The organism is Nocardia sp. NPDC019219 (assembly GCF_040632645.1).
Taxonomy (GTDB): Bacteria; Actinomycetota; Actinomycetes; order Mycobacteriales; family Mycobacteriaceae; genus Nocardia; species Nocardia sputorum.
The window spans coordinates 65028-90525 of record NZ_JBEYCG010000010.1 but is presented as its reverse complement, the minus strand read 5'-3'; the positions used below and the strand labels follow the sequence as shown (position 1 = coordinate 90525).

Sequence of the window (25498 nt, the reverse complement as noted above, 5' to 3'; positions counted from 1 at the left end):
GCCGACGATGATTCTGGACCCCAGTGGCCGCGGTCCGAGCGCCAGGCAGTTGACCCTCGCCGGGCTGGCGGTGCTGACCACGATCGCGGTGCTGCTGTACCTGCTGGCGCTGCGCTACACCGGCTATTTCGAGGACAAGGTCCCGGTGACCGTCGTGCTCACCAGCACCGGCGACGGCTTGCCCGGGCGGGCGGACGTCAAGTTCCGCGGCATGGTCGTGGGCCGGGTGGCCGCGGTGGACGTGGTGGCGCGCGGCGCTCGCCAGGAAGCGCACGTGGACCTGCGACCGGAGGTGGCCTCGGCCATTCCGGTGAACGTGACCGCCCGGGTGATCCCGAACAATCTGTTCGGCGTCACGGCGATCGAACTCGTCGACAACGGGCCGGAACCGAAGACGCTGCGCGCCGGTGCGACCATTCCGGAGGACACCGGCAGCGAGACGGTCGCGCTGCAAACCACCTTGAACGTCCTGCGCAACGTGCTCGACAACATCCAGCCCGAGAAATTGGGCCGGGTGCTGGCCACCCTGGCGGCGGCGCTGGATCCCGCGGCCCGCGCGCCCGGCTCGACGGTGGAGCGCCTGGACGTCTGGCTGACGGAGATCCGGGCGACACCCGGTGTCGACACGCTGCTCGGAGATCTCGGGCGGGCGTCGATCGCGCTGAGCCAGTCGGCGCCGGAGTTGGTCGGAGTGCTGTCGGAGTCGGTGACCACCGCGCGAACCCTGGCCGAACGACGAGCGAAACTCATCGATCTGCTGGCCACCGGGAATGCCACGGTCGATACGGTCAACGCCCTGTTCGCCCGCAATCCGGACGCGGGCAAGTTCCTCGTCGCCGGGCTGGACGATCTGTTCGGCGGTTTGGCCAAGGACCCGGAAGCCATCCCCTACACGGCCGCGAACCTGAACGTGGCTTTGCAACGGCTGGCCACCACGTTCCGCTACGGTCCGGCCAAACAGATGGTGTGGAAGATGGACGTGTCGTTCACTCCGTTCCAGCAGTACACGGCGAAGGACTGCCCGCACTACGGCGACCGATACGGCCCTCGCTGCGGCGGCGCAACGGTACCCGAGGTGGCGCCGGAGCAGAACTATCCGCCGCAACTGATGCCGAAGTGGCTCGACGCGGCAGGACCTCCGCCGGTACCGGTGGCGCCCGCACCCCTCGGTGCGATGGGGCTGGTGCTTCCCGGGCTACCGCCGATTCCGGGTCTTCCCTTCCTCCCGGGGCTGCCGTCCATCCCGGGACTCTCGCCGGCGCCGACTGCCGTCGCGCCGACCGAGCCCGCCACGCGGAATCCCGGCACCGAGGCCGAGCCGATCGCGCTGCGCGGATCCGATGCTGTCGCGGCCATCGTGGGAACGCGACCCACCGTGGCGCAGTACCTGCTGTTGAGCCCGGTACTGGCGGGCGGGTCGGTCACCGTGTCCGCCCACGACGAAGGACGGGGCAAATGAAATCGGCCAAGGCGCTGGCGGGCTTCAGCTTCTTCGCGGTGGTGGCCGTCGCGCTCACCTTCACCATCTGGTCCACTCTGCAGCGGTCGGTCGACGGCGACACCCACCGCTATTCGGCGATCTTCTCCGACGTGCTCGGCCTGCGCGTCGGGGACGACGTGCGGATGGCGGGCGTGCGGGTCGGGCGCGTGGACGAGATCGATTTCACCGACGGCTACCGGGCCAAGGTCGATTTCCGGATCGATGAACGCCAGCATCTCACCACCACGACGAAGGCGCTGGTGCGCTACCAGAACCTGATCGGCCAGCGCTATATCGCCCTGGCGCCGGGCAAGGAGGCGGGCGCCGTCGTCGAAGCCGGTGCGCAGATCCCCTTGGAACGCACCGAGCCGTCGTTCGACGTGTCCGCGTTGCTGTCCGGATTCGAACCGCTGTTCAGCGTGTTGCAGCCGGATCAGGTGAATTCGCTGTCGGAGACGTTGATCCAGGCGCTGCAGGGCAATCAGGTGTCCCTGCGCAGCCTCATCGTGCAAGCCTCCGAGCTCGCGGGCACCTTCGGGCGGCGCGACGAGATCCTGGGGGAGGTGCTGGGCAATCTCAGCTCGGTGGTCAGCGGTCTGGCCCACCGCAGTGGCGAGCTGGAGACGTTGATCACGCAGGCCAGGGCGCTGGTGGAGGCCCTCTACTCGCAAGGAGAGAGCTTGAAGCACTCGGTCGACCGGGTGGCAGACACGACCGACTCGCTGACCCGGTTGATCATGCAGGTCAAGCCGGGCCTGGCGGGGGCGCAGCACGACGCCACCACGGGCGTCGCGTTGCTGTTGCTCAACGGCGCGTCCCTGGATCGGGCCGCGGTCGAACTGCCCGCCGTTCTCAACGGCGTCGCCCGCTTCACCAGCAACGGCGCCTACGGAAACGCGTATCTGTGCAGCCTCGACGTGTCGTTGTGGGGCGTGGTATTGCCGCCGGGATTGTTCTCCCAGGTGGGCGGCAATTCGCACTCGGAGGTGTGCCGGTGATCGGGCGCCTTCCGACCCCGGGTTTCCTACGGAATCGGTACCTGCGGCTCGGCTTGATCGCGGCCGCCACGGTGGCGGCTCTGCTGATCGGATCGAGTGTCCTGACCCAGGCTCGTCTGGGCGACAAGACGATTCACGCCGAATTCGCCCAGGCTGCCGGTCTCCGTCCCGGCGCGACGGTGGACGTCTCCGGGATCGAAGTCGGCGAGGTGCACTCCGTGCGCCTCGAGGGCACCAAAGTCCTGGTGGACCTGAAGGTCCGGCGCGATCTTCGGTTGGGCGCGGACGCGCGCGCGGCGATCGAGATGTCGACGATCCTCGGCCGATTGCACGTCGACCTGGTCCCCGGCGACGGCAAGGGATTGCCGGGCAACCGCATTCGGTTGGAGAACACCTCGGTGCCGTACAACCTGAGCAAGGTCATCCAGGACCCGAAGTACAAGAACTCCTTCGAACGCATCGAACGCCTCGACCCGCAGAAGCTGCGCCAAGCGCTGGATCTGGTCGACCAGCAGCTGGGGGATTCCCCGCAGCTGGCGGTCCAGGCGCTCGACAGCATCGGCGCGCTCGCCAAAGTCGTCACCGATCGCCGGGACGAGGTGGACGCGCTGCTGAAGAGCATGGATCAGGTGTCCCAGCTCGTCTCCGACAATCAGAACAGCGTGCTGCTGTTGCTGACCCGCGGCGAAGCGATCGGCAACGCGGTGCGGCAGCGGCAGGACCTGCTGAAGCAGCTGCTCGACAACGTCGCGGCCCTGTCGCGACTGCTCCAGGAGATGGGGGTGGAGAACAACGATCAGCTGGCGCCGCTGATCCACGATCTGAACACCATGTCGGAGGGTTTGCAGAAGAACCGCGACAACCTGGACCGGCTCTACGAGAACATGCCGATCGCGTTGCGGCAGTTCAACAACGCCGTCGGCAACGGGCCGTACGGCGACGTGTGGGCGCCCTGGTTCTTCCCGGACAACTGGCTGTGTTTCGCCCGAGCCGTACAGGGGTGCAACTGATGAGAACACGACGATTCGCGCAGGTCGGCGGCCTGATCGTGGCCGCGCTGGTCACCGCGAGCTGCGCGCTCGTGCCCGACAGCCTGACCGCGCTGCCGAGGCAATACCTCGGCGAGCGCATCCGCATCAGCGCCGATTTCGAGAATGTCGCCGGGCTCTACGCGGGCAACGAGGTCGCCGTGCTGGGCGTCCCGGTCGGCCGGGTCGACACCGTGGCGGCCAAGGGCAGTTATGTCCAGGTCACCATGAGCTTGGAGAAGGGAACCAAGGTTCCGGCCGATGCGATCGCCGCTCTCGTGTCGCCGCAGCTGATCACCAACCGCCATGTCGAACTCGCCCCCGCGTACGGTGGCGACGGGCCGACCCTCACCGATGGCATGCACATTCCGCTGTCCAGGACGCGGACACCGGTCGAACTCGACCGCATTCTGCAGAATTTCGACCAGCTCGGAGCCGCGCTGAAAGGCGACGACCAGAACGGGCCGATGGCCAGCCGGGTCCTGTTCCCGCTGCTGGACGGCAACGGCGACCGGCTGCGCGCGACATTGGACGCCTTGTCCTCGGCCTTCGAAGTGACTTTCGCCAACAAGGACCAGATCTCGAACACCATCGTCGAACTCAACGAGATCACCCAGATCATCGCCCAGAACGACCAGACCGTACGCGATTTCAGCGGCCGCCTCACCGAATTGGTGCAGCTGATGGGTGACCAGGCGCCCGGTCTGCAAGCGGTGCTGCGGCAGCTGGACCAGTTCGTCACCAATACCGGCACGCTGGTCGGCGAGAACTCCGATCAGCTCGCGGGCGCGCTGGAGCGATTCACGACGATCACCGAACAGATGCGGGCCAACTCCCGCGGCCTCACCGAGATCGTCGACGTCGGACCGTTGCTGTTCGAGAACCTGTCCAACGCCGTCAGCCGGGAACATCAGGCGCTGCGCCTGCACGCGCTCACCGACAAGGTGCTGCTCGACAACGAGGTCGTGTCGCAGTTCTGCGAACGCATCCAGATGCGCCTCGATGGTTGCCGCACCGGAAAACCGCAAGATTTCGGGCCCGACTTCGGTCTCACCGCAGCCCTTCTGGGGATCACCAAATGACCGGCGGGAAAGCGCTTCGGCGCACGACAGTGGCGGCCGCGCTGGTCGCGGCGATGAGCACCGCGACCGGCTGCAGTGTGACGGTGGCGAATCTGCCGATGCCGAAACCCGGCATCGGAGCCCCCGGCTACACCATTCGCGCGGCCTTCCGCGACGCGCTGAACCTGCCCGATCACGCCCACGTGAAGATCGGCGGCACCGATATCGGCGTCGTCACCGCGATCAGCACCACCAACTTCATCGCGGAAGTGGACATGCTGATCAGGGAAGACATCCAGCTGCCCCGGGGCACCACCGCGGAACTGCGTCAGGCGACGCCGCTGGGAGACATCTTCGTGGCGATGACCTTGCCCGCGACCGCACCGGGCGGGGAGAACCTGCGTGCGGCGGATGTCATCGGCACCGAGCACACGTCGGCCGCCGCGTCCGTCGAGCAGCTGATGATGTCGGTCTCGATGCTGATCAACGGCGGCGGCATCAACCAGGCCGCGAAGATCACCTCCGAACTGGATTCGATGTTCGCCGGTCGCGCGCCGCAGCTGGCACACCTGCTCAGCGAGCTCACCGATGTCATCGCCGCGCTCAATCAGCGCACCGGGGACATCGACAACGTTTTGACCGGCCTCAACGTGCTGACCGGCGAATTGGCCCGGCGCAAAGCCGAACTCGGCGACGCCGCGGACACCTTCCCGGCGCTGCTGGCGCTGTTGGCCGAGAACAATCAGTCCATCGTCGACCTGCTCGACAAGGTCTCGACCACGATGACCGCGCTCGGTGATTTCACCGAGACGACCGGGCCGCAGGCGGTCAGCCTGTTCGACAGCATCCAGCGGCTGATGGCCGGCTTCACCCAGATGGGCGACGATCTGAGCGGCACGTTGAACGGTCTGCACACCATCTACCCCGGGCTGATGGCGAGCCTGGACGGCCCCACCCTGGCCGTGGCGGCGACGGTGTCCTACCTCAGCGTCGGCGCCTTGACCGATCCCAGTGGCAGCAGGCCGCCCGAACTCGGTGACGTGCCCGCGTTCGTCGGCAGCTTGGCACAGGTCATCGAGAAGGTGATCGGGCGGGTCACCAGTCCGCCCCAGCAACCGCAGCAACCCCAGCAGCAAGGAGGGGAGCGGTGAATCCTCCGCTGTGGCAATGGCTGGTGCGCCGCCGCATCGCGCTCGCGAACTTCGGATTGGTCGTCGTGCTGATCGTCGGCGCGGCGTATCTCGGCGCCGAAGTCCTGCGCATCAACCCGCTGCCGAACAACTATTCGGTGACGGTGGAGTTGCAGTCCTCGGGCGGACTGTCGGCGGGCAACGACGTGACCTTCCGCGGTACCCGGGTGGGCAAGGTCCGCGAAGTGAAGGTGGCAGGCAGCGGCGTCGCGGCCGTCGCCGAGATCGACTCGTCGGCGAAGATCCCGGTGGGCGGCACGGTCGCCGTGGGCCGGCTGTCGGCAGCGGGCGAGCAATACCTCGACTTCCGTCCGGATTCCGACACCGGCCCCTACCTCACCGACGGGGCGCTGGTGGAACGGTCCCAGACCACCGTCCCGGTGACGGTGCAGTCGGTGCTGACCAACCTCAGCGGCTTCATCGGGGGCCTGAACCCGGACCGGTTGAACGTCATCGTCGACGAACTCGACAAGGCGCTGGCCGGCGGCCCCGACCAGCTGCGCAACATGGTGTCGGGCATCAGCCGCGCCATGGCCGGGCTGAGCGACTTGCTTCCCCAGACACGGCAACTGATCGAGAACCTCGAAGTGATCGCGGAGACGACGTCGCACGCGCAGCCGGACCTCGCGACACTCACCCGCACCGGCGGGGTGTTGTTCGAGCAGCTGACCGCGGCGGACCAGGAACTCCGTCATCTCTTGGACGAAGGGCCGGTCCAGCTCCGCACACTCGGCGGCTTCGTGTCCCGCACCGAAGACCCGCTGACCAACCTGGTCACGAACTTCGTCGCCGTCACCAAGGCCGCCAAGCTGCGCGCACCGGCGATCGCGGCGCTGTTTCCGGCATTGCGGGTCGGATCGCAGGCGCTGGGGATACCCGCCCACGACGACGCCTTCTACACACTGGTCGACATCTGGCCGCGGCCCACCTGCGAATACGACACCATCCCGCTGGTGCCCACGGACAAGATGACCGACACCAGGGTCCGGCTCTACAACTACTGCGTCACCAACGATCCTGCCCTGCAGGTGCGCGGTTCGGCGAATGCGCCGCGTCCCGACATCCCGGACAACGGGTCCACCCGACCGCCGGGCGTCGGGGGCGATGAGCTGTCTCGCCCGGTTCCCGGCAACTAGGAGATTCCGATGAAGAGTGAAGACGTCGATCCGGCCGTCGAAACCGACTCGCCCGCAACGCGACTGGAAGAGCAGGCCGTCCCGGTGGCAGCCGGCTCCGGCGGCACGGCGGCCGCGGACGGCGGCGCGGATCCCGGCGTGACCGCCGGCTCGGAGCCCGCGCAAACCCCCGGCCGGTGGGAAAGGCTGCGCCGCCTGCCGATCGGACGCCCCGGGCCGATCGTGCAGCGCTCGGCGGCCGCGGTCCTCGTCGGCGTATCGGTGGCCTCGGCCGGTTACTGGTATGTGCAGAACGACAACAGCAAGGATCTGCTGGCGGCGCACGAGGACGCGCGCGCCGCCGCCTGCCGCTACGCGCCCATCCTGGCGAACTACGACTCCAAGAACCTCGACGCGTACTTCGCCGCTGTCGGTGACGGCGCGACCGGCGACTGGAAGAAACAGTTCGAGTCCACCAGCACCGAGCTGCGTGCGGTGCTCGGCGAGGGCCAGGTCACCTCGGCCACGCGCGACGTCCAGTGCGCGGTCCGCGCCGGTGACGAGCACTCCGCCGAAGCGATCGTGGTCATCGGCCAGACCATCACCAGTCTCGGCACCAAGGGCAAACCCGCGCCGGGGCAGCTGTCCATGGTGATGCGCTTGGAGAAGGTCGGGGACCGGTGGCTGGTGAACAAGGTCAACTCGCCGTTGACTTTGCCTGCGCAGCCCTGAAATTTCTATAAACATAATGACGCCGATCCAAGGGTGAAGACGCGCTTAAACCGAGGTAGAGCCTTGTTAGGCTCGTCGAGTCGGGTAGAATATTCGGTAACATAAGTCCGAGGTGGCCCACCCGGTCATCGAACGCAGGAGTCCGGGCACGGCGGCGTCCGGCTGACGTCGACCCGGCCGATTCCCCTCGTCGTGCGACGTGTGAACGCAGATGGAAGGACATCCCGATGACCGCAGTCGCTCATCAACCCGATCACGACCACGGAACACCGCTGACGAAGGATCGCACCCGCATCGGTATCAGCATCACGCATCGGCCGTTCACCAAGCGGCCGATCAAATTGACCGACGCGCTGGATTTCTGGTCCTTCGCCGGCGCCGCGGCGAACGTGGTCATGCAGATGGCCCGGCCCGGCGTCGGTTACGGTGTGGCCGAGAGCAAGGTGGAATCGGGCTCGCTGATGAAGCATCCGTGGAAACGCGCGCGGACGACCACGCAATATCTCGCGGTCGCCATCCTCGGCACCGACGAAGAGCGCAAGGCATATCGCGAGGCGGTGAATGTGGCGCACCGGCAGGTGCATTCGGCCCCGGGCGCTCCGGTCAAGTACAACGCCTTCGACCGTAATCTCCAATTGTGGGTCGCCGCCTGCCTGTACATCGGGTTCGAAGACACCTATCAGCTGCTGCACGGAAGAATGAACGACGCGCAGGCCGAGGCGTTCTACACCTCCTCCTCCACGCTGGGCACGACCCTGCAGGTAACCGAGGACATGTGGCCCGCCACCCGGGCCGAATTCGATGAATATTGGAACGCCGCCTGCGAACAAGTCGTGCTGGACGACTACGTCCGAGGCTATCTCGAAGCCTTGCTGGAGCTTCGTATGATCCACTGGTACCTTCGGCTGCCTTTCCGGAACCTGCTCCGATTCCTCACCATCGGATTCCTGGCCCCGATCTTCCGGGAACAACTCCGGGTCGAGTGGACCGCCGCCGACCAGCGGCGTTTCGAGCATCTTTTCGTGTTCGTCTCCTTCGTCAACCGCTTCATTCCGCGCTTCGTCCGCCACGGCGGATCGCACGCGCTGATGGTCGACCTGCGACGGCGCATCCGGAAGCAGAAAAACCTCATCTGAACAGTTGCTCGTCAAACCGTTCGGCCACTGCGGGATTTGGCGATTTCGCGCGGTACCCGGTACATTCGTCTCGTCAAGCTACCGAGCGATCGGTGGACAGGCACGAATACCCCCGAGCGAGCCCCGAACCGATGCAGACCGGTTCGGGGCTCGGTTGGTTCACGTGGCTTTCGAACGATCCGGGGCCCATGTCCCCTACGCTGTCGAGGCGCCTGTCTTGTGGACCACCCGTTCTCGTGCCGGAGGAGCGGCCGAACGAATCAGTCCGGCGGTTCCTGCGCCTCGTCGGTGGTCAGTTCCGGAGCGATCTCCCGAGTCGCCATTCCGCCGTGGCGGTCTTGATCGGTCGGGCCCGGCCTGCCTCCCTTGGGCTCGCCGGTCCTCTCGTCGTCCCTGTCTTTCTCGCGTGCCATGACAAACCCCTTTCGTTGTCGCTTCGATCTACCCGCAGCGGTCCACTTCACACTTCATCCGCTTCGTCGCCATCACCCTGGTCATGGCATCGAGGGCTCCAGTGCGGCCGGTCGACGGCGACGTTCGCGCAAAGTGAGCAGTACGTGGTCGAAGCGGGTGCGCGTGTGCACTCCGGCGCCGCCGAAATCGATCAGCGCCGCCACCAGTTCCTCGGCCAGGACACGCAATTTCGTGTTCGTTTCTTGAGACCGCCAAATCAGCACACGAAACGCTTGATCGGCCGAGATCCCGTACACGAGCATCAGAGCGCCCTTCGCCTGCTCGATCACTTCCCGAGCGGCGACCATCTCCGGCAGCGTCTCGTCGATGATTTCCTGGCGTTCCTCATCGACGGTATCGGTGACATCGATATAGAAGCCCGCCGTGCCGACCACCGCACCGGTGGAATCACGCAGCTGGTCGCTCACCACCAGCACGTGGTGCACCACCCCCGCGGTATCGATGATGCGGTGGCGGCCGCTGAAAGGCAGCCCGGTCCGCACCGCCGTGGCCAGGGTGTCGGCGACCTCGGCCCGATCCTCGGGATGTTTGTGCGCCAACAGCAATTCCGTCGTCGGCGTCACCTCGCCCGGCGCGTAACCATGCAGGGCCGCGACCTCGTGCGACCATTCCCAGCGTTGATCGGCGAACCAGAACTGGAAACTTCCGGTCCGCTTCGAGAGTGGGACCGTGGGCGCCGGTCCCGATGGCGCATTGTCGTTCACGGCCTCTGCATTCCCCGCCGCCGGGCCGGTATGCGCGAGTACCGCACCGGCGGGCCGTGAACCGCCTCACCGAGCCGCCTCGCGTTCCCACTGCGAACATCGCGCCGGGGAGCGGTGTCCGCGGCAACGGCCCGACGCTGCCCAGCGGCCGCCTTCGGCTTCGCGCGCATCGTCTTCGGCAGCCGGTTCTCGGTCGTCGCCGACGGCTTCGGCGCCGATCACCGGGGTATTCGCCGCTTCGTGGTGGATTCTCTGCGACGGGCGGTCAGCACGCCCCTGCTGTATTTCTTCATCCTCGGCGACATCCTGGGCGCGGGCGTCTACGTGCTGGTCGGGTCCATCGCGGGGGAGTCCGGCGGCGCGGTCTGGTTGCCGCTGCTGGTGGCGCTCGGTCTCGCCTGCCTCACCGCGGGCTCCTATGCCGAGTTGGCGACCAAGTACCCGAAGGCCGGCGGCTCGGCACACTACGCGGGCCGCGCGCTGGGACCCGCGGCCGGATCGCTCGTGGGTTTCTGCATGCTGGCCGCCGGTGTCGTGTCGGTGGCGGCGTTGAGCAGGGCTTTCGCCGCGGACTACCTGCGCGCCTTGGTGACGTTGCCGACCGCGGTCGTCGTCGTGGTGTTCCTCACTACGCTGGCGTCGCTCAACGTCTACGGGATCAAGGAGTCGCTATGCGCCAACGTAGCCGCGACACTCGTCGAAGTCGGCGGGCTGGTCGTGGTCATCGGGCTCGGAGCGTGGGTGGTTTTCCGGGGAGACGCCGACCCGGGCCGGCTCACCGAGGTGGGGACAGCGGAGCGCGGCGTTGTCGGCGCGACCCTCGCGGGCGCCGTCTTGGCCTTCTACTCCTTCGTCGGGTTCGAGACCTCGGTGAATCTGGCGGAGGAAGTCACCGAGCCGCGCAGGTCCTATCCGCGAGCGCTCTTCGGGGCGCTGCTCACTGCCGGTGGCGTGTATCTGCTCATCGGGTTGGCGGCCGGTGCGGTGGTGCCCACCGATCGGCTGGCGAACTCGAGCGGTCCGCTCCTGGAAGTGGTGCGCGCGGCCGGAGGCGTTCCGGACGAGTTGTTCGCGGTGGTCGCCTTGGTGGCCGTGGCGAACGGAGCCCTGCTCACCGGCATCATGTCCTCGCGGCTGGCCTACGGCATGGCTCGCGAGGGACTGCTGCCGCGGGCGCTGGGCCGGGTCTTGCCGGGCCGCCGGACGCCGTGGGTGGCGATCGTCGTGACAGCGCTCGTGTCGCTACTGCTCGCACTGACCGGTGAGGTGGCCGCACTGGCCGAGACGTTGGTGCTGTTGTTGCTGGTCGTCTTCACGGCGGTCAACGTGTCGGTGCTGATCCTGCGGCGCGAGCCGCACGAAGCGGAGCATTTCCGCGTGCCCGTCGTGGCGCCGTGGCTGGGTCTGGCCTTCTGCCTGTTCCTGTTCACCCGGATCGACGCGGAGGTATGGCTGCGCGGTTCGATCCTGATCGGCGTCGGAGTGCTGTTCGCGGCCGCGAACGCGGTGCGCGCCCGTCTTTCGGAGCCGCACCGTCGCGGTGCTTTCCCGGCCGGGCGCGGAGCATGACGATTCGCTCTCCATTGCGCGGCGACACGACCATGTCCTTGCACCGCTCTTAGCCCGGTGGTACACAAAATCTATGACAACTTAGTTAGATTTTCTCCCGAGAAGAACGGTATCCGGGTGTGCCACCGGCTGCCGGACCCACGGCGCCGCTGCGCCGATCGCAGTACGGAGATCGAATCGGTATTCCCCGAAGTAGCAACTGTCCCTGGAGGTTCCACGCAATGACATACCCCGCGCACGGCGTCTCTTCGCTCGGCAGGGAAGTCCACGGCCCCACCCCGCGGCACGACAGTACACGCGCGGCGGCGCCCCGCGGTCTCGCCGTACCGGACCGTCCCAGCGAATGGCACCCGGGGATGCTGTGGTGGGACGCGGGCACGGTATTGGTGACATATCCGCAGCCGCAGGCCGGAGGACGCTGGAACACCGTGCCGCACCTGGTGTTGCCGGTCGGTCACGGGCGTCTGGCCTTCCGGATCTCGTCGCATTCGAGCGAAGCTCGGCATCTGGACGGCGACCGGCGGGTCATCGTGCAAGCCGCGGACTGGCGGGGCGAGCCGGCCCTCGGGTCGCGCCAGCATCAAGGCACCGCCGAATTGCTGCGGACCGGGCCGCTGTTCGACCAGGTGCGAACCGGTATGCGGGTCAAATATGGAAAACGGGTCGGCTTGGCTCGGCTGACCCACCGATTGGCCATGGGCGCGGCTCCCTACGGCGACATCGTGGTCGTCGTCACCGTGCGCGAGAACCGGCTCCTCGGCATGTGAGTTCACGGTCGGGTCACCGCCGCGCCACGGCTGGCCCTCGGCGCCGGACCGGCTGCCGAGGGCGAACGAGGACTTGTGCGAGGTTCGCCCCTCCGGGTCGGCGGTGATCCGAAGTGCTGGGCGGGCATCGGATCCGCCGGACGCGCGAGAGACAATCCGGTCGTACCGGACATGTGCACGGAGCGCTGTCCATACGATGAGGTCGCGTCGCGGAAGGCGTGACGCACCGAGGGCCGACGGAGGTCGATGTGAAGGTCCATCTGCAGGTCACCGGAGCGCCGCGGCAGGTCGCGACCGACGCGCGGGAACTGGCCGAAACCGGGGCCGACGGCCTGTTCACCTTCGAGGGTCCGCACGACGTGTTCTTCCCGCTCGTCGTCGCGGCCGGTGCGACGTCCCTGGAGTTGATGACGAACGTGGCGATCGCCGGGCCGCGCAGCCCGATGCATCTCGCGCACGCGGCCTACGACCTGCAGGTATACAGCGAGGGGCGGTTCCGGCTGGGGTTGGGCTCGCAGATCCGCGCCCACATCGAGAAGCGCTACGGCAGCACGTGGGGTGCGCCCGCGGAGCGCACCGCGGAGAGCGTGGCGGCGGTGCGGGAGATCCTCGCCGCGTGGGAAGGCCGGGCGCCGTTGAACTTTCGTGGCAAGTACTTCACGCACACCCTGATGCCGCCCACCTTCGATCCCGGCCCGAACCCGTTCGGGCCGCCGCCGGTGCTGATGGGCGCGCTCGGACCGGTGATGACCCGCAAGGCCGCCGAGGTCGCCGACGGGCTGCTGGTGATGCCGTTCAACAGCGCGCGCCACTTCACCGAGCGCACGCTGCCCGCGCTCACCGAGGGTCTGCGCCGTTCCGGCCGGACCGCGGACGATTTCCCGGTGATCGCTCAGGTCATGGTCGCACTCGGACGCACCGAGGAAGCTTTGGCCGCCGCGATCGACGGGGTGGGCGGGCTGATCGCGTTCTACGGGTCCACCCCCGCCTATCGTCCGGTCCTGGAGGTCGAGGGATGGGCGCAGGTGCACTCCCGGCTCAACGCGTTGTCCAAGGCGGGCGGATTCGCCGAGATGCGGGCGCTGGTGACCGACGAGATGGTCCGCAGGATCGGAGTGGCCGGAACTCCCGAAGAGTGCGCGGCGCAGATCACCACCCGCTTCGGCGCCGGTATCGAGGAGGTGTGCTGCTATTTTCCCGGCTACACACCGGACGCGGCGGATGTCGCCGAGTTGGTGGACGCGTTGCGCGAGCGCCGGGACGCCACCGCGCCGGTCGGGGTGCGCAGTGGCGAAGCTCGACCGCGAAGCTAGCAACACCGGACCACGCGGTCACTCGTTCGGCGCAGGGTGCGCGAAAGAGTGGTGAGCGGGGGAGCAGCTGGTTTGACTGCACAGATGCCTGTTCCACCCCATGCTCGCGGCTACGAGGACTTCGGCGGCTCCGTCGGTCGCACCACGGCCGATTCGACGCCGGATTGGCGCTTCCCGCCCACCGCCCCCGAGGGCGCTCCGAACATTGTCGTGGTGCTGATCGACGACATGGGATACAGCGACATCGGCCCGTTCGGCTCGGAGATCGAGACGCCGACACTGGACCGGCTGGCCGCCGACGGTCTTCGGCTGACCAACTACCACACCACCCCGCTGTGCTCGCCGTCGCGCGCGTCGCTGCTCACCGGGATCAACGCCCACCGCGCCGGGTTCGGCTTCGTCGCCAACGCCGACCCCGGCTATCCCGGTCTGCGCCTGGAACTCGCGGACGACGTGCTGACCCTGCCGGAGATCCTGCGCGGCAACGGTTACGCCACCTACGCGGTCGGCAAGTGGCACCTGGTGCGCGACGCCACGATGAACCCCGCCGCCCACCGGGACTCCTGGCCCACCCAGCGTGGGTTCGACCGCTACTACGGCTCGCTCGAGGGGCTGAACTCCTTCTACTACCCGAATCAGCTGATCTCGGACTCCTCGGTCGTCGACATCGAGGAGTATCCGCCGGGGTATTACCTGACCGACGACCTGACCGACAAGGCCATCGCCTATATCAAGGATCTCCGCGCGCACGACGCCGCCAAACCGTTCTTCCTGTACTTCGCCCACGTGGCCATGCACGGCCCCCTGCAGGCGAAACCCGCGGACCTGGCCAAGTACCGCGGCCGCTACGCGAAGGGATGGGACGAACTGCGCCGCAGCCGATTCGCCGCGCAACTCGGCCAGGGCCTTTTCCCCGCCGGTACGCAGCAGAAACCACGCAACACCGAACCGGGTTACGAGGCCGCGGAGTGGGATTCGCTGACCCCCGCGCAGCAGCGCCGCTTCGCCCGGTATATGGAGGTGTACGCGGGCATGGTGGACAGTATCGACCAGAGCCTGGGACGCATCGTCGACACGCTCGAGCAACTCGGCGAACTCGACAACACCATCGTGGTGTTCACCTCGGACAACGGCGGCACCGCCGAGGGCGGGCCGGAGGGCACCCGCACCTATTTCGCGGAGTTCGCCCACATCACGGATCCCGAGTGGATCGGCGACGTCCCGCACGACGAGGAGTTGATCGGCACCGCGAAGCTGGGCGTGCACTATCCGCGCGGGTGGGGCCAGGCGTCGAACACGCCGTTCCGTTTCTACAAAGGGCAAACCTTCGCAGGCGGTGTGCGCGTGCCGTTCGTGATCTCCTGGCCGAAAGGGCTGCCGCGCGACGCGGGCGACGACGGTATCCGGCACGAGTACACCTATGTCACCGATCTCGCGCCGACATTGCTGGAGCTGGCCGGATTGCCGCGGCCGAGTGTGCGCAACGGTCTGCCCGCCAAGGATTTCGACGGCGTCTCGGCGGTGCGGACGCTGCGTGATCCGCGGGCGGTGTCCGCGCACACCGAGCAGCACTCGGAGATGGTCGGCAACCGAGGCTTCTATCGCGACGGATGGAAGCTGCTGTCGCTCTACGAGCCGGGGACCGACATCGACGAGCCGAAGTGGCAGTTGTTCGACGTCCGCACCGATCCGACGGAGTTGCACGACCTCGCCGAACGGTTCCCGGAGAAGGTCGCGGAACTGGCCGCCGCCTGGGACGAATCCGCCTGGGCGAATACGGTGTTCCCGCTGATGACCCGTCAGGATCTGGCGCGGCGGCGGCCCGAAGAAGAACGATTCTCGGCTCCCGTCCGGCTGCTGCCCGGCACGCCGACCTTGGAACGGTATCGCTCCCAGCGACTGATCGCCTATCGGGACTTCGCCATCGAGGCGGAACTCGCCGGCTACGCCGCCGGTGACGAAGGCGTTCTGGTCGCACACGGTGATCCGCTGGGTGGCTATGTCCTCTACGTCGAGGACGGCCGGGCGACCTTCGGCCTCAACAGCTACGGCCGCTACGACAGCGTCACGACACCACCCCTCCCGGCCCGCCTGCGGGAGATCACTGTGCGCGCCACCGTGCGACCCCGGCTGCGGTGGGATTTCACTCTCGAGATCGACGGCGCCCCCGTCGCGCGGCTGCTCGATCAGGTACAGCTGGTCGGCATGTCGCCGTGGACCGGGATCTCCGTCGGCGTCGACGCCCGCGGCCCGGTGGCCTGGAATCTGCGGGAACGCCGCGGCACATTCCGCTACACCGGCGCGCTGCGCGCGATCACGTACACGCCGGGCCCGGTTCGGGTGCCGCGACCGGCCATCGAGGCGGTGGAGCGCGAGGCGGAATTCATCGCCGAATGATTCCGAATACCGATCAGCATGCGTCGCCGAACATCTGTCCGGCCGCGCGCAGCGAATGGTCGATGGCGTCGAATCCGGGGAGCATGACCCGCTCGTAGGCCGCGATCGCGTCGGCCGGCGGCTTCGCGCCCGGGCAGGGTCGAGGAGCGCCGCGAGCGTCAGCGGGCTCGACACCACCTGGGCTCCGGCCGCAACCGACGACATCGCCGGGCGTCATCCGGGAAGGTGGGTGCAGTCGGAGGGGATCGAGCGCACCCACCCTCGCGCCTCGGCGACAGCCGAGCAGCGGGCACGGCCGGCGCGGGCAGCGTCGGGACTGACCGACGGAGACGATGTGAAAACCCCCGGAAACCCCGACCCGTGACCGACCTTAACTCCGAAGGCCCTTCGATGGCGGGAGAAATCGCAATTCGCTATTCCTGAAGCGGATTTCAGGCGCCTTCAGGCTGCCTTAAGCCCCCTGCTGCGAAGGTGATCTGCAACTTCGAGAGCACAATTCCCACAGGAGGTTTCGCAATGAAAGCCACTCTTCGCCGTACCCTGTCCGGCCGGCGCGGACTGCTCGCTGCCGCCGCTGCCGCCGCTCTTCTCGTCGGTGGCCCCGTGGCGCTGTACGCCGCCGCGAGTCCGCAATCGCCCGCCCGGCAGGCCGTCGCCGCCGCTGTGCCGGACCACGAGTGGACCCTCACCGCGGCGCCCGCGATCGGCAGGGAGCAAGCAGGCGACAAAGCGCGCGAAGCTGTGCCGGGGAGCACCGTGGTCTCCGCCGAACTCGACGACGAGGGAAGGACGACGGTGTGGGAGGTCGAACTCCGGACACCCGACGGCGTGGAGCACGAGGTGACGATCGACGCGACCAGCGGGGCCGTGCTGGGCACCGTGCGCCAGGACTGACAGCGACACAACGAAGGTCAAGGTTTCCGGAGACATGAATCTGCGCAAGATCGCCACGATATCGACGCTCGCTGTCGCGCTGACCGGCATCACGGCCGGCAATGCAGGCGCCGCACCGCAGGATGCCGGTGCGGAAGTCGTCAATTACACCGCCACCACCTCCGCCGAGAACGTCGTCGTCCGGATCGACTCGGGCTCGATGCGGGCCGAGAACGGGATATTCGCGATCGAGGCGACCGACGGCACCGTACTCGCGGGCACGCCCCTCGAATTCCGGGTCGACGACTTCGTCTTCCCCATCGCGGCCGATATCAGCGGCCGGACGGCTACGCTCACACCGCGCTTCGACATCGCCCACGCCCAGTACCGCCCGGTCGCTCTGCCGTTCGAAGACTCGGCGCATTGGCGAACGCCGTATGAGCGTGAAGTCGCGGCCTTCACCCGGCTCAAGGACACCATCGCCAGCGGCGCCGCGATCGGCACCGTCGTCGGCGGCCTCGGTGGCGGCCTGGTCGGTTGCGTGCTGGGCGGCATCGCAGGCGCCACGGTCGCCGCCGCCACGATCGTCGGCATGTTCGGTCCGTTCATCCCGGCCGCCGCCGTCGGCTGCCTGGGCGGCATCCTGGCCGTGGGCGCACTGGGCACGCTCGCCGGTCAGCTCTTCGTTACCGCACCCGTGGCCGTCGCCGCGCTGGTGCAGTACTTCACCACGATCAATCAGCCCTTCGTCCCCCCGGCCAAATAGCTTCCCGGTGGGCTCTCGCCCAGCGTGCCGCCAGGTGAACTGCCGGGTCCTGGCGGCGCGGGTTGTTTCGCCGGTGCGGCACGGGGCAGCTAAGTGATGTGAGTACAGAACACGAGCGACCGCGTGGCGACCGAGTCGCGGTCACCGGCGGTGACTGAATGCGACTGCGCCGTAGCCGACCGTACGACGGCGGAGTCGAGCGCGTCCGGCGCGGGCGCGGATTCAGCTACCGCACCGCGGACGGCGCACCCGTGCACGACGACGAGACGTTGGAGCGCATCCGCGGGCTGGCGATCCCACCGGCCTGGCGCAAGGTGTGGATCTGCCCGCACGACAACGGTCACATCCAGGCCGTCGGCGTCGATGCCGCGGGGCGGCGCCAGTACCTGTACCACGAGCAGTGGCGCAAAGAGCGCGACGAGGAGAAGTTCGACCGGGTTTTGGCCCTGGCCGGGCGCTTGCCGGAGATCCGCGCCCAGGTGCGGGAAGACCTCGCGTTGCGCGGCCTGACCCGGCCGCGGGTGGAGGCGGTGGCCGTCGACCTGGTCGATCGCGGAGTGTTCCGGGTCGGAGGCGAGGAGTACGCCGAGGAGCACGGCACCCGGGGAGTCGCGACGCTGCTGCGTGAGCAGGTCGAGGTGTCCGGGGATCGAATGCTTTTCGACTATCTCGCCAAGGGCGGCATCCGGCGCCGCGTGAGCGTCCGAGATGCGCTGCTGGCCAAAGCGGTTCGATCGCTGCTGCGCAGCAAAGCGGATTCCGATCGGCTCTTGGTGTACCGGGACGGCAGCCGTTACGGCGAACTGCGCGCCGACGACATCAACTCGCGCTTCCGCGAACTCGCCGCCTGCGAGTGCAGCGTCAAAGACTTGCGCACCTGGCAGGCCACCGTCCTCGCGGCGGCCGCGTTCGGTTCGATCGAACGTCCGGCCGGTCGCCGGGCGCGCAGGACCGCGGTGCGGGAGGTCATGGACGAGGTCGCCGCCGCCCTCGGCAACACCCCTTCGGTCGCCCAGGCGTCGTATGTCGACCCACGGGTCGTGACGGCATTCGAGAAAGGCACGACCGTCGCCGCGGCACTGCGGCGCGCGAAGCGGGCCGAGTCGGCCGATGCGGAGCGGGCGATCATCGACAGCGCCGTAATTCGTATGCTCCGCCGGATGTGACGACACCGGTTGGTCCCGATGCGCACCGGAAGGTGCCGTCGGCTATGTGACCGCACCGGCGCGAGGGACATTGGCGGCGAACATCGTGCACATCCGATGCCGCACCCCGCGGCGGAGTTCGGGCACCGGCCGTGTCCTGGCATTCAGCCGTGCTCATCTGCCGAAACACAAGCTGTGCAGTCGGTTTCCCCATTTTCGCCTGCATTCGTTCACCCGAACCAGCAACGGCACAGCCATCGACGCCTGATACTGAACGAGCAACGTCTCCGCACTGCGCGGTGATCCCTAGGAGCCGATCTGGTAGCGACGCTCCGAGAATCGACAGGATCCGGCGATGCCCAAGATCAAGAATCTGAACCCGCTCCCCATGGCCGACATCGGCGGCTCGGATCTCTTCATTCCCTTCCGAATGCCGAGTGGAGAAATCGGATACCTTCTCGGCGACACATTCTCCGGGACCGAACCGAGAGTGGGTGGCCCGAATTGGCGTTCCCCGATGCTGCTGCGCAGCGGTACCCACGACATGTCCACGCCCATCGAATTCGGCTCGGCCGCACGGGGCGCTCGGCAACTCTGGGACTACGTGCACGACAATCCGGAGTACTCCACGATCCTGCCTTGTGACGCGCTCACCATCGGCGGCCGAATCTATCTGTGGGTGATGGTCACCCAGGGACTGGCGAACGAGCGCTGGTGCGAGATCCGTTATTCCGACGACAACGGAGAGAGCTGGACCGATACCGCGGTCCGGTGGTCGACCAGCGCCTACGGTGGAAAACGCACCATGATCTCCTGGGAACGCGGCGGCGACGGCTTCGTCTACGTCATCTCCACCGGCGGACTCGCCCGCAACAAGAACATGCTGCTGTGGCGGGTGCGGGAGAGTCATACCGCACTCACCGATCCGGCGGCCTGGCAGGGATGGGGGTGGAACGGCTGGGACTGGGGATGGGGCCGCGATCCCGGCAGCGATCCGCGTTTCGGCATCCTGGCCGACGGCACCAAGCTCGGCGAGATCGGATTGCGGCGGGTGCAGGGAAATTGGGTGATGTCCGGTTTCGACGCCGGGGCATACGGTGCTTTCGTCAAGGTCGCCGCGAGAATCACCGACAACTGGCGCACCGCCCCGACCTACCGTCCCGTGAAAGGATCTTTCTGGGCGCCGGGCGGGCCGGATATCGTGCCGCGTCTCTATGGCTGCTACGTCCACCCGGACAGCAGATTCGACGGCGCATTCTGCATGATCGTCAGCGAATGGGCGGAATCCGGTATGCCGTATCGCGGCATGCAATTCCGGATCTACGGGGTCCGGCCCGTCGCTCCGATCACTGCGGCACGGGTCGTCAGCCGGCCACGCGGCGGTTCGTTCCACGCAACGGATTGGCCACCGGGAACGTGATCGCGGGCAGCGTCACCGACATCCGCACGGTCGTGCCCGCTTCGGAGTGGTCGATGTCGAGTTGCTCGGTCAGCGCGCGCATCATGTCGATGCCACGGCCGCGATAGCCGGGATCGGACGCCCGGGGCTTCCAGTCGCCGGTGTCGGTGACCACGATGACGACGGTGTCGATGTCGCAGGTGGCCGACATCGACACCCGGCCGTTGTCGTCGTTGCGGTAGGCGTGCTCGATGCTGTTGCTGCACGCTTCGTTGGCCGCGGCGACCAGATCGGCGGCCAGATCGTGCGGCACCGCCGCGGCGGCCAGCCACCCCTTCAGCGTGCGCCGCAGCGCCGCGAGCTCGTCCGCGCGCGCGGGCACGTCCAGCCGCAGCGGCGCGGGCGGCTGGCGGTAGACCACCATGGCCACGTCGTCGTCGTAGCCCGCGTCCGGGCGCAGACGCGAGAGCACCGCGTCGGCCACCTCGCGCGGCAGCCGCCCCGAAGTGTCGGCGAGGACCGCGGCGATCTTGGCGAACCCCTCGTCGATGTCGACGCCGCGCTGTTCGACCAAGCCGTCGGTGAACAGCACCAGGGTGGAACCGGGCGTCAGCGCCGTGGTGGCCTCCGGCCGGCGCGGCGTATCGAAGGTCGCCAGCGGCACCGCGCGTCCGCCTTCCAGCATCCGGCCGGTCTTGCCGACGTCGGCGAGGATCGGTGGCATGTGACCGGCGTTGCTGTAGCGGACCAGTCCGCGCACCGGGTCCAGAACGGCGGCGCAGACCGTGGTGCACATGGCGCCGGGGATGCGCGCGGCGACGGTGTCGAGCTCGGCGAGCAGCTGCGCCGGTCCCGCGCCGCGCAGCAGCAGCGCACGGGCGGCGGTTCGCAACTGGCCCATCACCACCGCGGCGGACAGACCACGGCCGACGCAGTCGCCGACCACCACGCCGATGGTGCCGTCGCGCAGCGGCACCACGTCGTACCAGTCGCCGCCGATCTCCAGCGGCGGCAGCGCGGGTTCGTAGTGCACCGAGAAACGCGGCGGCAGATCGATCGGGCCGAGCATGGCGCGCTGGAGGGTCAGGGAGGTGGCGCGGGCCTGGTCGAAGTTGCGTGCGCGCTGAACGGCGAGACTGAGATGGCCGATCAGCAGGGAGAACAGCGTCCAGTCCGCGGCGCTGATCGCCCGCGGCGCGGCGAAGCGCAACCACATCGCCGCGTCGCCGGTCTCGCCGAGCGGAGCGACGATGCCCTCGGAGCTCTCGGCCGCTTCGGGAATCGCGAGCAGGCTGCGCGGCGGTCTGCGCCTGGCCCGTTCCAGCAGTGCGCGCGACCGGTCGTCGAGGGAGGCGGCGCCGTCGTGGGACGCGCCGTCGGCGCCCACACCGGAGACGTACACCTCCGGCATGGCGTTGCGGCTCGGCCACACCGCCACCACCGCGGTCTCCGCACCCACCGTGCGGCGCAGCTCGTCGAGCCCGACGGCGAGCACTTCGACCACGCTGGTGGCCGCGCCGACGGCGGTGGCGAGCCGGGAAGCGGCCTGGTCGCGTGCCTGCGCGTCGTGTTCGGCGGTGATGTCGCGGAGAGTGCCGACGAAGATCCGCTCGTTGTCCTCCGGCTTGATCAGCGCGCTGGTGCTCACCGCGAGCCACACATTCCGGCCATCGCGGTGGCGGATCGGGATGACGAAGCGCTGTGCCTCGGTGCCGAGGTCGGGGTAGCGCGGACCCTCCGGGCTCGACCACGGATGCGGTAGGGGATAGGGGACACCCGCGGCGCCGTAGCCGGTCAAGGCGCCGAAGGCGGTGTTGACCTCGATGATGGTGCCCTGCGCGTCGGCGACGAAGAAGCCGTCTTGCAGCGATTCCACCAGCGCCGTGCGGAAGGCGTCGCGTCCGGCGAGATCGTCGGCGCGAGTACGTTGCTGCTCGTAGCGGCGGGTGCCGTCGAGGTAGCCGCGGGTGGCGATGTCCAGCGGGACGAGGGTCTGCAACAGGAATTCCAGCGCGGTCTCCGGCAGGCGGGCCCCGGATTCGCCGCCCTCGGCGGAACCTGCCTTCTGGCGCTGTTCCTCCGCGTGCTGGACCACCCGGAAGTGGTTCTCGGTGAGATCGAGCAGGCTGATGCCTTCGACCAGGGCGCGTCTGCCCAGCTCGTACCCCTCGGCGAGGCCGGCCTGGGTGGGCGAATCCAGGTGCCGCCGTAGGGCGTCGGCGTAGTCGTCCAGGAAGTCGGCCAGCAGGGCGCTCATCTGGCCGCCCCTCGCACACCGCGATGCCGCGCCGCGAGCACCAGCGCGTCGTCGGTGTCCTTGGCGTGCCGGGCGAGCATCTCGGCGGTGATGTCGGCGGTGGACTTGGAAAGATCGATGTCGCCGGTGGATTCGGTGACGATGCCGTCGGTGGACATCAGCAGCAGGTCGCCGGGACGGACCGCGACCGACTGCGGCTGCAGCGTCGGCGGAAGCCGATAGCCGACGATGCCCGCGGTCAACAGGACGGTCGCGTGTACCCGCAAGCCCGCGGGACCCGCGGTCAGCACTTGGGATTCGACATTGCCGACGCCGAGCCAGCGCACCGTGTCACCCTCGTCGAACAGGGCGAGCGAGATCGCCGCCCCCCGGGTGTCGGCCATCGCGCGGTGGCACAGCACCATCAGCACGTCCAGCGGTTCGGCGCGGTTCTCCGACAGCACCCGCGCGGCGCGATCGGCCGCGTCCGCCGCGGCGGCGCCGTGACCGAGCCCGTCCAGGACCGCGAACAGGACGGTGCCCCCGCCCGTGTCGAGGACGACGCCGCGGTCACCGGAGACCTGTTGACCGGGCAGTGCGCGACCGGCCACCGCCCACTCGATCCGGCCGATGAACCCGTCGTCATGCACCGTTCGGTACCCACTTCCACATCTCCACCAGCGTGCCGCGACCCGGCGCCGAATCCACGGTCAGCCGGTCCATCAACCGCCGGGCGCCGGGTAGGCCGAGCCCGAGCCCGCGTCCGGTGGAATAGCCGTCCTCCAGCGCCCGGGCGATGTCGATGATGCCGGGCCCCTGATCCTCGGCCTGCACCACCAGGGCTTGCCGACCCTCGCGGTCGTCGACGAGCAGGCGGATCTCGCCGCTGCCCGCGTAACTGGTGATGTTGCGGGCGATCTCGGAGATCGCCGTGGAGATCATCGTGCGGTCGGTCAGGGTGAATCCGAGCTTTGCTGCCAGTTCGCGTCCGGCTTGACGTGCGGTCACGATGTCCCCGGACACCCTGACCGCGATCACCACGTTCTCAGCGGCCACTGTCACGACCGTCTCGCTGGCGACGGGCTGGGATCTTGCGGTCCAACCAGGCGAGCCCCTCTTCCAGATCGAGGGCGGTGTGCATGTCCTCGAAGGTGAGCCCGAGTTGCACCATGGCGAACGCGACTTCCGGTTGCAGACCGACGATCACCGTTTCGGCGCCGCGCAGCTGCGTCATGTGCGCGATGGTACGCAACGATCTCGCGGCGAACGAATCCATCACGTCGATGGCGGTGACATCGACGATGATGCCGTGCGCCCGATACTTGCTGACCTGCTTCATCAGGTCGTCCTGCAGGCGCTCGGTATCGGCATCGGTCAGCGCGGACTGCACCGACGCGATGAGATAAGTCCCCTGTTTGAGAATCGGAACCGGCATGTGACGCGCCTGATCAGCGGCCGTCGCGTTCGGTCACCCGTTCGGTGACGCGAGAAACCTCGTAGCCCAGCAGCCGTTCCGCCTCCTCGATACCGCCTTGCAGGTCGCCGACCGCATTCATCTTCGACAGATCCAGACCGATGGTGACCAGGGTGAGCGCGATCTCCGAGGACAAGCCGGTGATGATCACGTTCGCGCCCATCAGCCCGGACGCGTCGACGGTCTGCACCAAGTGGTTGGCCACGGTGGAGTCGATCTGCGGCACACCGGTGATGTCGATGACGACCACCTTCGCGCGGTTGGCCCGGATGGCGCGCAGCAGCTGTTCGGTGAGCTGGCGGGCACGCTGGCTGTCCAGCACGCCGATGATGGGAAGGATCAGCAGCTGCTCACGCACCTGGAGCACCGGGGTGGACAGCTCGCGGATGGCTTCCTGCTGCTGGCGGATGACGCGCTCGCGCTCTTGGACGAAGGACACGCCCACGGTGTTGGCGATGCGGTTGGCGGCCGGTTCGTAGGCGTCGAGCACCGCGTTGAGCAGTTCGAAGTCCGCCTGGTACTTCTCGAACAGCGACCGGGCCAGCACGTCGCGCAGCAGCAGCACGATGCCGAGCACCTCGTCGGTCTCGACGCCGCGCGGAATGATGCGCTCGGACAGGTCGCGCGCGTAGGCCTGCAGCGCCTCGACGCTACCGGTCTCGAGCACCTCGACGTAGTTGTCGTAGACCGAGGTGGCCTCGGAGAAGATCTCTTCGGGCGTCATCGCGGTCAGCAGTTGCGCGTCGGTGATGCGCCGGGCCCATTCCTCACGCAGCGCGGTGCGGTTCTGGCGCAGGTGCTCGACCAGCTGCGGGAGCAGGTTGTCGACCGGTCCCGCGGTCAGGGAATCCGCCGAAAGGCTCATGGACACCTCGGACATGGAAACTCCTGCCCCTTTCGACGGGTTAGTCGGGATCTTCGTGCGTTCGGCGCTAGCCGATTCCGAGCCTAGTCATACCCCACCCGCGTCACCGGCGAAACCTACCGCTTGTTCGCCGGATGTTCGGGTGTGACGGACCTTACGGCACCGTAGCGAACCCGCGTTCCAGCGCTGCGAGCGCCTCGTCCAAATACACGGTGAGATCCGCGTCGGCGCGGGCCAGCCAGGCGTCGAACGCGGCGCGCGCCGCGGCCAGCGTGGTCCGCCCGACGGCGAGCGGGATGAGCCCGTCCTCCGGTTCGCCGAGCCTGCTCGCCGCGAACGCGCTCACGGCGCGCTCCCAGGCGTCGTAGTGCGCGCCCGCGGTGGCGGCCAGCGCGGGGACGGTGGCGATCAGCTGCATCCGGGTGCGCAGTTCCGGAACGTCCTCGGCGCGATATCGGTTGGCGTTCACCACGACTCGGCGCACAGCCGTCATCATCGGCACGTCGTCCGGCGCCGTCGCGAACGCGGCGCGCAGGGCGGCGACCTCGTCGTCGAACTGCCACCACAGGACCTCCGCCTTGGTGGGGAAGTATCGGAAGAAGGTGCGTCCGCTGATGCCCGCGGCGGCGGCGATCTCATCGACGGTGGTCTCGTCGAAGCCCTGTTCACTGAACAGCCGCATGGCGATCACTTCGAGTTCGCGCTTGGTGGTGCCCCGTGGGCGGCCGCGCGTGGGCCGGTTCTCCAGCATCGTCTGATTGTGCTCGTTCGCCGCG

At 68.0% G+C, this 25498-nt stretch carries 24 protein-coding genes; 16 read left to right on the top strand and 8 right to left on the bottom strand.

Annotated elements, in window-relative coordinates:
- Nucleotides 1-7: 7 nt before the first annotated feature.
- The 8 genes from ABZ552_RS19650 (at nucleotide 8) to ABZ552_RS19615 (ending at nucleotide 8740) form a co-directional block, all read left to right on the top strand.
- Nucleotides 8-1459 carry an MCE family protein gene (locus ABZ552_RS19650; RefSeq protein ID WP_357438841.1) on the top strand — a complete coding sequence of 484 codons (1452 nt, stop codon included), beginning with the start codon at nucleotides 8-10 and terminating at the stop codon, nucleotides 1457-1459.
- Nucleotides 1456-2478 (top strand): MlaD family protein, encoded by a 1023-nt coding sequence (locus ABZ552_RS19645; RefSeq protein ID WP_357438837.1) that lies wholly within the window; start codon nucleotides 1456-1458, stop codon nucleotides 2476-2478. The genes ABZ552_RS19650 and ABZ552_RS19645 overlap by 4 nt, the downstream gene beginning before the upstream one ends.
- Complete coding sequence (locus tag ABZ552_RS19640; RefSeq protein ID WP_281879300.1) at nucleotides 2469-3488, top strand: MCE family protein; 1020 nt, start codon at nucleotides 2469-2471, stop codon at nucleotides 3486-3488. The genes ABZ552_RS19645 and ABZ552_RS19640 overlap by 10 nt, the downstream gene beginning before the upstream one ends.
- On the top strand, nucleotides 3488-4588 hold the full coding sequence (locus ABZ552_RS19635; protein WP_357438833.1) for an MCE family protein: 1101 nt from the start codon (nucleotides 3488-3490) through the stop codon (nucleotides 4586-4588). Before ABZ552_RS19640 ends, ABZ552_RS19635 begins: the two co-directional genes overlap by 1 nt.
- Entirely contained in the window at nucleotides 4585-5718 is a 1134-nt protein-coding gene (locus ABZ552_RS19630; protein ID WP_357438830.1) for an MCE family protein, read from the top strand. The genes ABZ552_RS19635 and ABZ552_RS19630 overlap by 4 nt, the downstream gene beginning before the upstream one ends.
- Nucleotides 5715-6893: an MlaD family protein gene (locus tag ABZ552_RS19625; RefSeq protein ID WP_357438827.1), complete on the top strand. Its 1179-nt coding sequence runs from the start codon at nucleotides 5715-5717 to the stop codon at nucleotides 6891-6893. The genes ABZ552_RS19630 and ABZ552_RS19625 overlap by 4 nt, the downstream gene beginning before the upstream one ends.
- Before the next feature lie 9 nt (nucleotides 6894-6902).
- On the top strand, nucleotides 6903-7604 hold the full coding sequence (locus tag ABZ552_RS19620) for a hypothetical protein (RefSeq protein ID WP_281918006.1): 702 nt from the start codon (nucleotides 6903-6905) through the stop codon (nucleotides 7602-7604).
- A gap of 227 nt (nucleotides 7605-7831) precedes the next feature.
- On the top strand, nucleotides 7832-8740 hold the full coding sequence (locus ABZ552_RS19615) for an oxygenase MpaB family protein (RefSeq protein WP_357438824.1): 909 nt from the start codon (nucleotides 7832-7834) through the stop codon (nucleotides 8738-8740).
- Between the two features lie 260 nt (nucleotides 8741-9000).
- Here ABZ552_RS19615 and ABZ552_RS19610 read toward each other — a convergent pair whose 3' ends face one another.
- Together ABZ552_RS19610 and ABZ552_RS19605 are read right to left on the bottom strand one after the other, a co-directional pair.
- On the bottom strand, nucleotides 9001-9153 hold the full coding sequence (locus tag ABZ552_RS19610; RefSeq protein WP_281879309.1) for a hypothetical protein: 153 nt from the start codon (nucleotides 9151-9153) through the stop codon (nucleotides 9001-9003).
- Nucleotides 9154-9234: 81 nt separating this feature from the next.
- Nucleotides 9235-9918 (bottom strand): PAS and ANTAR domain-containing protein, encoded by a 684-nt coding sequence (locus ABZ552_RS19605; protein ID WP_357438820.1) that lies wholly within the window; start codon nucleotides 9916-9918, stop codon nucleotides 9235-9237.
- Between the two features lie 114 nt (nucleotides 9919-10032).
- Between ABZ552_RS19605 and ABZ552_RS19600 the strand changes: the two genes are divergently transcribed.
- From ABZ552_RS19600 to ABZ552_RS19565, 8 genes are all read left to right on the top strand, one after another.
- Nucleotides 10033-11487, top strand: coding sequence for an APC family permease (locus ABZ552_RS19600; protein ID WP_357438817.1), 1455 nt, complete (start codon nucleotides 10033-10035; stop codon nucleotides 11485-11487).
- Between the two features lie 221 nt (nucleotides 11488-11708).
- Complete coding sequence (locus ABZ552_RS19595; protein WP_281918008.1) at nucleotides 11709-12254, top strand: hypothetical protein; 546 nt, start codon at nucleotides 11709-11711, stop codon at nucleotides 12252-12254.
- A 248-nt stretch (nucleotides 12255-12502) separates the two neighbouring features.
- Nucleotides 12503-13567: a TIGR03617 family F420-dependent LLM class oxidoreductase gene (locus ABZ552_RS19590; RefSeq protein WP_357438814.1), complete on the top strand. Its 1065-nt coding sequence runs from the start codon at nucleotides 12503-12505 to the stop codon at nucleotides 13565-13567.
- A gap of 84 nt (nucleotides 13568-13651) precedes the next feature.
- Complete coding sequence (locus ABZ552_RS19585) at nucleotides 13652-15964, top strand: arylsulfatase (protein WP_357438811.1); 2313 nt, start codon at nucleotides 13652-13654, stop codon at nucleotides 15962-15964.
- A gap of 516 nt (nucleotides 15965-16480) precedes the next feature.
- The gene (locus ABZ552_RS19580; RefSeq protein ID WP_281879318.1) at nucleotides 16481-16858 is read left to right on the top strand and encodes a PepSY domain-containing protein; all 378 of its coding nucleotides are present in this window, start codon (nucleotides 16481-16483) and stop codon (nucleotides 16856-16858) included.
- 34 nt (nucleotides 16859-16892) lie between these two features.
- Nucleotides 16893-17603: a hypothetical protein gene (locus tag ABZ552_RS19575; RefSeq protein WP_281879320.1), complete on the top strand. Its 711-nt coding sequence runs from the start codon at nucleotides 16893-16895 to the stop codon at nucleotides 17601-17603.
- Nucleotides 17604-17761: 158 nt separating this feature from the next.
- The gene (locus ABZ552_RS19570) at nucleotides 17762-18769 is read left to right on the top strand and encodes a DNA topoisomerase IB (protein ID WP_357438806.1); all 1008 of its coding nucleotides are present in this window, start codon (nucleotides 17762-17764) and stop codon (nucleotides 18767-18769) included.
- Between the two features lie 334 nt (nucleotides 18770-19103).
- Entirely contained in the window at nucleotides 19104-20168 is a 1065-nt protein-coding gene (locus tag ABZ552_RS19565; protein ID WP_281879324.1) for a DUF4185 domain-containing protein, read from the top strand.
- Here ABZ552_RS19565 and ABZ552_RS19560 read toward each other — a convergent pair.
- From ABZ552_RS19560 to mftR, 6 genes are all read right to left on the bottom strand, one after another.
- Nucleotides 20113-22404 carry a SpoIIE family protein phosphatase gene (locus ABZ552_RS19560; RefSeq protein ID WP_357438802.1) on the bottom strand — a complete coding sequence of 764 codons (2292 nt, stop codon included), beginning with the start codon at nucleotides 22402-22404 and terminating at the stop codon, nucleotides 20113-20115. The genes ABZ552_RS19565 and ABZ552_RS19560 overlap by 56 nt on opposite strands.
- Nucleotides 22401-23033 (bottom strand): SpoIIE family protein phosphatase, encoded by a 633-nt coding sequence (locus ABZ552_RS19555; protein WP_281879326.1) that lies wholly within the window; start codon nucleotides 23031-23033, stop codon nucleotides 22401-22403. Before ABZ552_RS19555 ends, ABZ552_RS19560 begins: the two co-directional genes overlap by 4 nt.
- Nucleotides 23026-23439, bottom strand: a complete 414-nt coding sequence (locus tag ABZ552_RS19550; protein WP_051020806.1) for an ATP-binding protein — start codon at nucleotides 23437-23439, stop codon at nucleotides 23026-23028. Before ABZ552_RS19550 ends, ABZ552_RS19555 begins: the two co-directional genes overlap by 8 nt.
- A complete protein-coding gene (locus ABZ552_RS19545) occupies nucleotides 23429-23818 on the bottom strand; it encodes an STAS domain-containing protein (RefSeq protein ID WP_039798459.1) in 390 nt (129 codons plus the stop codon). The genes ABZ552_RS19550 and ABZ552_RS19545 overlap by 11 nt, the downstream gene beginning before the upstream one ends.
- A 13-nt stretch (nucleotides 23819-23831) precedes the next feature.
- On the bottom strand, nucleotides 23832-24737 hold the full coding sequence (locus ABZ552_RS19540; protein ID WP_063018025.1) for an STAS domain-containing protein: 906 nt from the start codon (nucleotides 24735-24737) through the stop codon (nucleotides 23832-23834).
- 139 nt (nucleotides 24738-24876) lie between these two features.
- The gene (gene mftR, locus ABZ552_RS19535) at nucleotides 24877-25473 is read right to left on the bottom strand and encodes a mycofactocin system transcriptional regulator (protein ID WP_357438798.1); all 597 of its coding nucleotides are present in this window, start codon (nucleotides 25471-25473) and stop codon (nucleotides 24877-24879) included.
- Nucleotides 25474-25498: the final 25 nt, after the last annotated feature.